Genomic DNA, 8,459 nt, shown 5'->3' on the forward strand with positions numbered 1-8,459 from the left:
GCCGGTCCCGAGCCCTGCCGCGCCGCTCTCGGTCCCGAGTTGCGCCGGGCGGCCGTCGGTGCCGAGCCTCGCCGCGTGGTCGCCGGTCCCGGGGCCCGCCGCGCCGTCGTCGGTGCCGAGGCCCGCCGTGCCGCTCTCGGTCCCGAGTTGCGCCGGGCGGCCGTCGGTGCCGAGGCCCGCAGTGGCGTCGCCGGTGCCGGGGCCTGCTGTGCGGTCGCCGGTCCCGGTGCTTGCCGCGCGGCCGTCGGCCCCGAGGCTCACCGCGCGGTCGCCGGTGCCGGGGTCCGCCGTGCCGTCGTCGGTGCCGAGCCCTGCCGCGCCGTCGTCGGTGCCGAGTTCCGCCGCGCGGTCGCCGGTCCCGGTGCTTGCCGCGCGGCCGTCGGCCCTGAGCCCCGCCGTGCCGCCGTCAGCCCCGAGGCCCGCCGTGCCCTCGTCGGTGCCGGGGTCTGCCGGGCGGCGGTCGGCCCTGAGCCCCGCCGCGCCGTCGCCGTCGCCGGCGGCGGTGCCGGTGGCGCTGGGGGTGGCGCTGGGGGTGGGGGCGGTGTCCGCCGTGTCGTCGGGGCCGAGTGCCGTCGCGGCGGCCGTCAGTTCCCGGGCTCGCCGTGCCAGCAGTTCCGTGGCTCCCGCCGTGACCTCGGTGTGCAGGGCCGCGACCGTGGTGCGGGACGTGCGCAGGGTGGCCACCTCGCCCAGCATGAACAGGCCCTCCCGGCGCTGGAGTTCCTCGTCCACCACCACCTGGCCGCCGTCCGCGCCGCGCCGCAGGCCCTTGCTGGCGATCCGCAGCCGGCCCAGGTTGAGCCGCTCCAGCTCCTCCCACACCTCGCGCGGCTCGGCCCCGCCTTCCTCCAGCCGGTGCCGGGTGGCCCGGAACGTCTCCGCGTACGGCGTGTCCGCGCAGCGCGTGGCATGGCCCGGCGCGGTGTGCAGCAGCACGGTGCCGGTGCACGCGAGGGCCGCCCGCTGGAAGCCCGGCAGCACCGCCCCGGCCGCGACCGCCTCCCGCGTGAACAGGTAGGCGGTGCCCATCAGCACCCCCACCCGGGCGCCCGCGTCCGCCAGTGGCGCGGCGGCCGCGGCCGCCATCGCCGCGGACCGCGCGTCATGGATGCCGCCCGCGAGGAGCACGTCGAGCGCGGCCCGGTCGGAGTGCGCGAGCAGCCGCTCGATCTGCTCGTCCCACAACGGGAAGGAGGCCCGCGGCCCCACATGACCGCCGCACTCCAGGCCCTCGAAGACGAACCGCCGCGCGCCGTCCGCCAGGTACCGTTCCAGCAGCCCGGGCGAGGGCACGTGCAGGTAGGTCCGGGTCCCGGCGGCCTCCAGCGGCGCGGCCTGGGCCGGCGTCCCGCCCGCGACGACCGCGTACGGCGGCCGTACGGCGGCCACGGCGGCGAGCTGCTCCCGGCGCAGCTCCGGCGGCGCGAAGCCCAGCAGGCCCACGCCCCAGGGCCGGTCACCCAGCCGCCGGGCCGTCTCCGTCAGCAGCGTCCGTACGTCCGGGCCCGCCATCACCGCGAGCGCCAGGTACGGCACCCCGCCGGCCTCGGCCACGGCCGCGGCGAACGCGGCCTGGTCGCTCACCCGCGTCATCGGCCCCTGGGCGACCGGAAGATGACGGCCCGTCGGTTCCGCCTGCAGCGGGCGGGCCCGGTCCGCGGCCGTGAGGTGCCCGGTCACCGCTGCCCGGACCGCCTGGAGGACGCCGCCGGTGGAGCGGTACCGGGCCGCCAGCCGGGCCGCCATGGCACCGTCCTGGCCGACGGGCAGCGGCTGCCGCTCCAGACCCCGCGCACCCAGCCGCTCCGCGACCGGCGCCGCCGGGGGAGCGAGGCCTGGCCGGGTGTACACCCGGTGGCCGTCCACGACCGCCGTCTCGGAGCCGTCCATCGCCCGCAGCGCCGCCACCACGTCGGCGGGCAGCCCCTCCTGCGCCTCGACGGTCAGCGCCAGTTGTACGTCGAGCAGCACGCCGGCGGCTCCGCCCGCCACGGCCGCGGCGGCGGTGTGCGTGCCGATCCCGCCGTACGCCAGCACCGGCACGGTCACCTCGGGGTCCGCCAGCAGCCGCTGGAGCAGCACGAACGTGGTGGTCCCGCCGACCCGGCCGCCGGCCTCGTGCCCCTTGGCCACGAGCGCCACCGCCCCGGCGGCCACCGCCGCGGTGGCCTCGGCGTGCCCGACGACCTCGGCCCACACCCGGCGCCGCCCGCTCGCGGCCCAGGCGCCCGCCTCGGCGAACCGGGCCGGGTCGGCGAGCAGCACCGTGTCCACCTCGGCGGGCAGCGCGTCCGGGCCCAGCGGGCACCCGGCCGGCACCCGGACGCCGTAGCCGCGGCCGAGCCACCGGGCCATCTCGGCGAAGGCGCGCCGCGCCGCGGCAGGGTCCCGGCCGAGGTCGAGCAGGCCGAGGGAGCCGGCGCGCTCGGCCGCCGTCACGATCCGCGACTGAGGTTCCTCGAAGGGGCTGAGCGCGACGACGAGGTCACGATGGCCGTCGGACTGGGCGGGCGTGGGGGTCACGGGGTTCCTCTTCCGGTGCGGGCGGACGGTGTCCGGGGGTCCGTGGGCGTCGGCGAAGGGGCGGGGGCCGGGGTGCCCGGTGGGGCGGGGACGGTGCTCGATGGGGCTGGGGTGCCCGGTGGGGCGGGGACGTGCCCGAGGGGCAGGAGCGCCCGTTGTGACGGGAGTGCCCTGTGGGGCCGGGCGGCTGACGGCGGGCGGGCGGGCGGACGGGCGAGCGGGCGGGCGGACGGGCGAGCGGGCGGGCGAGCGGGCGGGCGAGCGGGCGCTCGGGTAGTCGGCCGAGCGGCAGAGCGGCACAGCGGCAGAGCGGGCGAGCGGGCGGTCGGGCGAGCAAGCGAGCGGGGGACGGGCGAGCAAGCGGGCGGGCGCTCGGGCGGGCGATGGGGCAGTCAGCCGAGCGGGCGGTCGGGCGGTCGGGCGAGCGAACGAGTGGGGGACGGGCGAGCAAGCGAGCAGGCAGTCGGGCGAGTGGTCGGGCGAGCGAGCGGTCAGTCGGCCGAGCGGAGGAGCGGGTGAGCGGGCGAGCGGGCAGGCCGGGGGCAGGGCTGCCGTGTCACATGTCACGGGGAGCGGGCAGTGATCACCGGCCCGCGTCCGGACCGGGAAGTGCGGTACGCCTGGAGCAGTACGACGCTGGGCGGCGGTGCGTCGGCCCCGAGCCCCGAGCGTCCCGAGCGCCATTCGAGCTCCGGGTGCCGAGCCCCGAGCCCGGACCCCGGCCTCGGGCGCCGAGCCCCGAGCCCCGGGCGCCGAGCTCCGGCCCCGAGCCCCGGGCCCCAGGGCCCGCGCGCCGAACGCGGCCAGGTGGTGGCCGGAGCCCACCACCCACCCCGGCCGGCTGGAACGGTGGTCGATCTCCCCGCCGCCGCGCAGCATCGTGCGGCGGCCGACCGGCAGTGTCAACGCCCATACGGAGCCAGGAAGTTCGCTTCCGTCGCACCGGCGGTACCCGTCCGGTCCCGCCGCGCCCCCCGGCCGTCGGGCCGGTGGCCTGCGGCATCGCCCCCGCCGGGGCCCGGATCCGGCCCTGCCGCGCGGCCGTCCGGAGGGCCGCGGGACATGCCGCGACGGCATGCGTCGATGCCGAAGCGGGCATGAACGCGGCCCGCGGGCCGCGTATTTGTTCACCTGGCTGCCCCTTACAGCTTCAGCATCACGCGGTTACCGTCCGGTCATGACCCCCACACTCGCGCAACTCCGCTACCTGGTCGCCGTGGCCGACTGCCGCTCGATCACGAGCGCGGCCTCCTCGGTCTTCGTCGCGCAGTCCGCACTCTCCCGTGCCGTCCAGGCCATGGAGCGCGATCTGGGCGTCGAACTCCTCGCCCGCCGCGGCAGAGGGGTGGACCTCACCCCGGAGGGCGCCCAGGTGGTCCGGCTCGCCCGCACGGTGCTCGACGCGGTCGAGGCCATCGAGGACATCGGGGCCGCGGCCGCCCGGCAGACCCGCGCGACCCTGACCCTCGTCGCCACCCCCACCCTGGCCGTCGACCTCGCCGTCGACCTGGTGCCGGCCTTCACCGAGCGGCACCCGGGCATCGACGTGCGGCTCGACCAGCACGCCAGCCGGGAGTCGGTGGTGCTCGAACTCACCCAGGGGCGGGCAGAGCTGGCCCTCGTGGACCTCCCCGTCGACAAGGAGCTGACCACCCATCACATCCAGGAGCGCGAGGTCGTGCTGATCTCGCCGCACGGCTCCCGGCTGCCCGACCCGGTGCCGTTCCGCGCGCTCGACGGGCTGCCGCTGATCCTGCCCACCCCGGGCACCGGCCGGCGCACCGAGATGGAGGCCATGTTCAGCGTCCTGGGCGTGCGCCCGGTGCCCGCCCTGGAGGTGGACGAACGGCTGGCCTGGGTCACCGGCGTGACCGACGGCAAGGGCTCGCTCATTTGGTACCGGGACGTGGTGGTACGGGCCTTCGGCCACCGGGCCGAGGTGCGGTCCTTCACCCCGCCGCTGCTGCGCCCGGTGGGCATCGCGCACGCCCGCCGCCCGCTCAGCCGCGCCGCCCGGGCCTTCATCGCCCACGCCCGGCGCAAGGCCCCCGTGCGGGAACCCGCCCGCTGACGGCGTCCGCCGAGGTATGCCCGCCCGGCATCGAACGATGCTCAAACAGTACGCGCACCCCTCTGGCACCCCTTCCTGACGTGCCATCAGATGGTGGGCATGTCTCGACTCCTCGCACCCCCACGGGCCGCCGCTCTGCTCACGACGGCCCTCGCGACGGCACTGGCGGCCCTTGGCTGGGCCGCCACCGCCACGGCCACCCCCACGGGCACGCCCACGGCCACCCCCGCCGCCACCCCCGCCGCTACCGCCACCGCCACCCCCGCGGCTCCCGCCACCGGGGCGGCGCGGACCGCGCCCGGCGGGTCGTTCGCCCCCGAGAAGCACTGCACCCTGCCCGGTGGCCTGGCCGAGATCAGCGGCCTGGCCGCGAGCCGCAAGCACCCCGGAGTCCTCTACGCGGTCAACGACAGCGGCAACACCAACCAGGTGTTCGCCGTGGACTGTTCGACCGCCACCGGCCGACTGCGGGCCACCTTCACCGTGTCCGGCGCCACCAACACCGACTGGGAGGCACTGGCCCTCGGCAAGGATCCCCAGGGTCGGACCGCCCTCTTCGTCGGCGACATCGGGGACAACCTCAGCAGCCGCGCCGAGCTGACCGTGCACAGTTTTCCCGAGCCCGACCAGCTCGCCGACGCCGCCGTCACCCCGACCTCGTACCGCTTCGCCTACGCCGACGGCCGGCACGACGCCGAATCGCTGCTCGCCGACCCGGTGACCGGCCGGCTCCACGTCGCGAGCAAGCTGATCGGCGCGCCCGGCCGGCTCTACCAGGCGCCGCTGCCGCCGGTGGCCGGCGCGCTGAACACCCTCACCGCCGTCCGGCCCGGTCCCGTCTTCGCCACCGACGGCGCCTTCTCGCCGTCCGGGGCCTCGTACGTCCTGCGCAGCGGCGGTCCGCTGGGTGCCGACACGGCCTCGGTGTACGACACCGCGGGGACCAAGCTCGCCGACGTCGCGCTGCCCGCCCAGTCGCAGGGTGAGACCGTCACCTACGCCGACTGCACCACGCTGCTCGTGGGTTCCGAGAACGACACCCAGATCTGGCGCGTCCCCCTCCCGGCCGCCGCCACCCCCGGCTGCGCAGGCACGCCGACCCCGACCCCCACGCCCACCCCGACCCCGACACCCACCCCGACCCCGACACCCACCCCGACCCCTACCCCGGGCGATCTCACGATCACCGACCCCGGCCCCCAGACCTGCAAGGTCAACCAGTCCTGCACCGTTCCCCTCGCCGCCACCGGCGGCAAGGCCCCCGTCCGCTGGAGCGCCACCGGCCTGCCCTGGGGTCTGGGCATCGACGCCGCGACCGGACGCATCAGCGGCAAGCCCTGGGGGAGCGGCACCCTCCGGATCACCGTGACCGCCACCGACGCCACCCCCACCACCGCCCGCGCCACCTTCCCCCTCACCCTCACCTGGTGGTGAGACGCACTTGAACAACTCCCCGTCCGCCCTGCACTGTTCGCAGAATGAGCGAACAGACTGAGCCGTACCGCATCGACCCCGCCGGCGGCTGCCCCCACGCCCTCAACGCCCGGCTGCGCGAGCGCGGCGCCGTCGCGGAGGTCGTCCTGCCCGGCGGGGTCCCCGGTGCGGTCGTCCTCGGGCACGAGGAACTCAAGGAGCTGCTCGGCCACCCCGATGTGGCCAAGTCCGCCCGGCACTTCACCGCCCTCCAGGAGGGCGCCATAGCCCGCGACTGGCCGCTGCGCGCCTTCGCCGACGCGCAGGGCATGCACACCGCCGACGACGAGGACCACCGCCGGCTGCGGTCGCTGGTCAGCAGCGCCTTCACCGCCCGCCGGGTCGAGGCACTGCGCCCGCGCGTCGAGGCGCTCACCGCCGAACTGCTCGACGACCTCGCCCGCGCCGCGACCGAGGCGCCGGACGGGGTCGCGGACCTGCGGACCCATGTCGCGCTGCCGCTCCCGATGAGCGTCATCTGCGAGCTGCTGGGCGTGGACCCGGAGCACCGCGGACGGCTGCACGAGCTGTCGTACAAGGTCATCATCGCCACCGACACCACTCCCGCCGAGGCGATGGCCGCCGTCAAGGAACTCGTCGAGCTGATGGGGACGATCGCCGCCGCCCGCCGCGAGCGGCCCGGCGACGACCTGACCAGCGCCCTGATCCAGGCCCGCGAGGCGGACGGCGACCGGCTCAGCGAGGCCGAACTCGGCGGCACCATGCGGCTGATGCTCGTCGCCGGCCACGAGACCACCCTGAACCTGATCACCAACGCGGTCCGCGCCCTGTGCACCCACCGCGACCAACTCGCCTTGGTCCAGGAGGGCAAGGCCACCTGGAACGACGTGGTGGACGAGACCCTGCGCTGGGACGGGCCCGTCAGCTGGTTCCCGTTCCGCTACCCGACCCGCGACCTCCGGCTCGCTGGGACGCTCGTCCCCCGGGGCACCCCGGTCCTCGCCGGCTACACCGCCGCGGGCCGCGACGCGCGCGCGTACGGGCCCGACGCCGACCGCTTCGACCTGACCCGGCCCGGCTCCGCGCGCAACCTCTCCTTCGGGCACGGCGCCCACTACTGCCTGGGCGCCCCGCTCGCCCGGATGGAGGCCACCATCGCCCTGGAGCAGCTGTTCACCCGCTTCCCCGACCTCGACCTGGCCGTCCCCGAGGCCGAACTGCCCCACCAGAAGAGCTTCATCGGCAACAGCGTCGAGACACTGCCGGTCCGGCTGACCCGCTGATACCCGCTGACCCACTGACACCCGCTGACTCACTGATACCCGCTGATATCCGCCGACCTGGTGATCTGGTGATCTGGTGACCTGGTGACCTGCTGACCTGCGGATCCGTCAGCGTCCCGGCCGGACGTCGACCTCGACGCGGTGCCAGCCGGTCGCCCCGTCGGGCGCCGGCGGAGTGCGGCGTTCCGGCTGGGGCGTGCCCGTACGGTCCGTGGCGCGGACCTCCAGGACGTGGTGTCCGGGGGCCGCGTCCCACGTCCAGACCCACTGGCGCCAGGTGTCGACGCCGTCCTGCGCGGCGAGCCGTGCCTCCTGCCAGGGGCCGCCGTCGACCCGGACCTCGACCCGTTCCACGCCCCGGTGCTGGGCCCAGGCCACCCCGGCCACCGGCACCCGACCCGCGCGCGGGGTGGCGAACGCTCGGGGGGTGTCGATCCGGGACTGCGTCTTCACCGGCGCCCGCGCGGCCCAGCCGCGGCGCACCCAGTACGCGTCGTAGGCGTCGAAGGTCGTCAGCCGCAGCTCCCGCAGCCACTTGCACGCGGAGACGTACCCGTACAGGCCCGGTACGACCATCCGCACCGGGAAGCCGTGCTCGAACGGCAGCGGCTCGCCGTTCATCCCGACGGCCAGCAGCGCCTCCCGGCCGTCCAGCACGGTCTCGACGGGCGTGCCGATGGTCATCCCGTCCACCGACCGGGCCACCAGCTGGTCGGCCGGGCCGCCCTCGGACGGCGCCCGGACCCCCGCCTCGCGCAGCAGGTCGGCCAGCCGTACGCCGAGCCAGCGGGCGTTGCCGACGAGGTCGCCGCCCACCTCGTTGGAGACACAGGCCAACGTGATGTCGTGCTCGACCAGCGGCCGGGCCAGCAGGTCCGCGAAGGACAGGGTGAGCGGCGTACGGACCCCGTCGCCGTGCAGGGTCAGCGACCAGTCGTCCGCGTCCACCCGGGGCACCACCAGGGCCGTGTCGATGCGGTAGAAGTCCCGGTTCGGGGTGACGAAGGGCACCGCGCCGGGCACCGCCACGCCCGCGCCCGCCGGCACCGGCGGAGCCGGGACGGCCGGTGGCGGCAAGGTCAGCGCGGACCGCGACGCGGTCGCGCCGGCCGACCCGAACGCGCCCAGCGAGCGCTCCGTGCGCGTCG

The 8,459-nt window shown here is 76.7% G+C and carries 5 protein-coding genes; 3 read left to right on the forward strand and 2 right to left on the reverse strand.

The window, feature by feature from the left end:
• Window positions 1–2,523, reverse strand: a 2,523-nt coding sequence (locus LG632_RS30645) for a beta/alpha barrel domain-containing protein (RefSeq protein ID WP_508618720.1), incomplete at its 3' end; no start/stop codon positions are given.
• 1,177 nt (window positions 2,524–3,700) lie between these two features.
• On the opposite strand from LG632_RS30645, the gene LG632_RS28675 reads away from it, so the two are divergent.
• The 3 genes from LG632_RS28675 (at window position 3,701) to LG632_RS28685 (ending at window position 7,311) form a co-directional block, all read left to right on the forward strand.
• Entirely contained in the window at window positions 3,701–4,594 is an 894-nt protein-coding gene (locus tag LG632_RS28675; RefSeq protein WP_226730669.1) for a LysR family transcriptional regulator, read from the forward strand.
• Between the two features lie 99 nt (window positions 4,595–4,693).
• Complete coding sequence (locus LG632_RS30410) at window positions 4,694–6,028, forward strand: putative Ig domain-containing protein (RefSeq protein WP_264202376.1); 1,335 nt, start codon at window positions 4,694–4,696, stop codon at window positions 6,026–6,028.
• Between the two features lie 44 nt (window positions 6,029–6,072).
• Window positions 6,073–7,311 (forward strand): cytochrome P450 family protein, encoded by a 1,239-nt coding sequence (locus LG632_RS28685; RefSeq protein WP_226730670.1) that lies wholly within the window; start codon window positions 6,073–6,075, stop codon window positions 7,309–7,311.
• 108 nt (window positions 7,312–7,419) lie between these two features.
• Here the strand turns inward: LG632_RS28685 and LG632_RS28690 are convergent.
• Window positions 7,420–8,459 (reverse strand): molybdopterin-dependent oxidoreductase (locus LG632_RS28690; RefSeq protein WP_226730672.1); only part of this gene is annotated, 1,040 nt, incomplete at its 5' end.

Source organism: Streptomyces antimicrobicus (genome assembly GCF_020532625.1).
Classification (GTDB): Bacteria; Actinomycetota; Actinomycetes; order Streptomycetales; family Streptomycetaceae; genus Streptomyces; species Streptomyces antimicrobicus.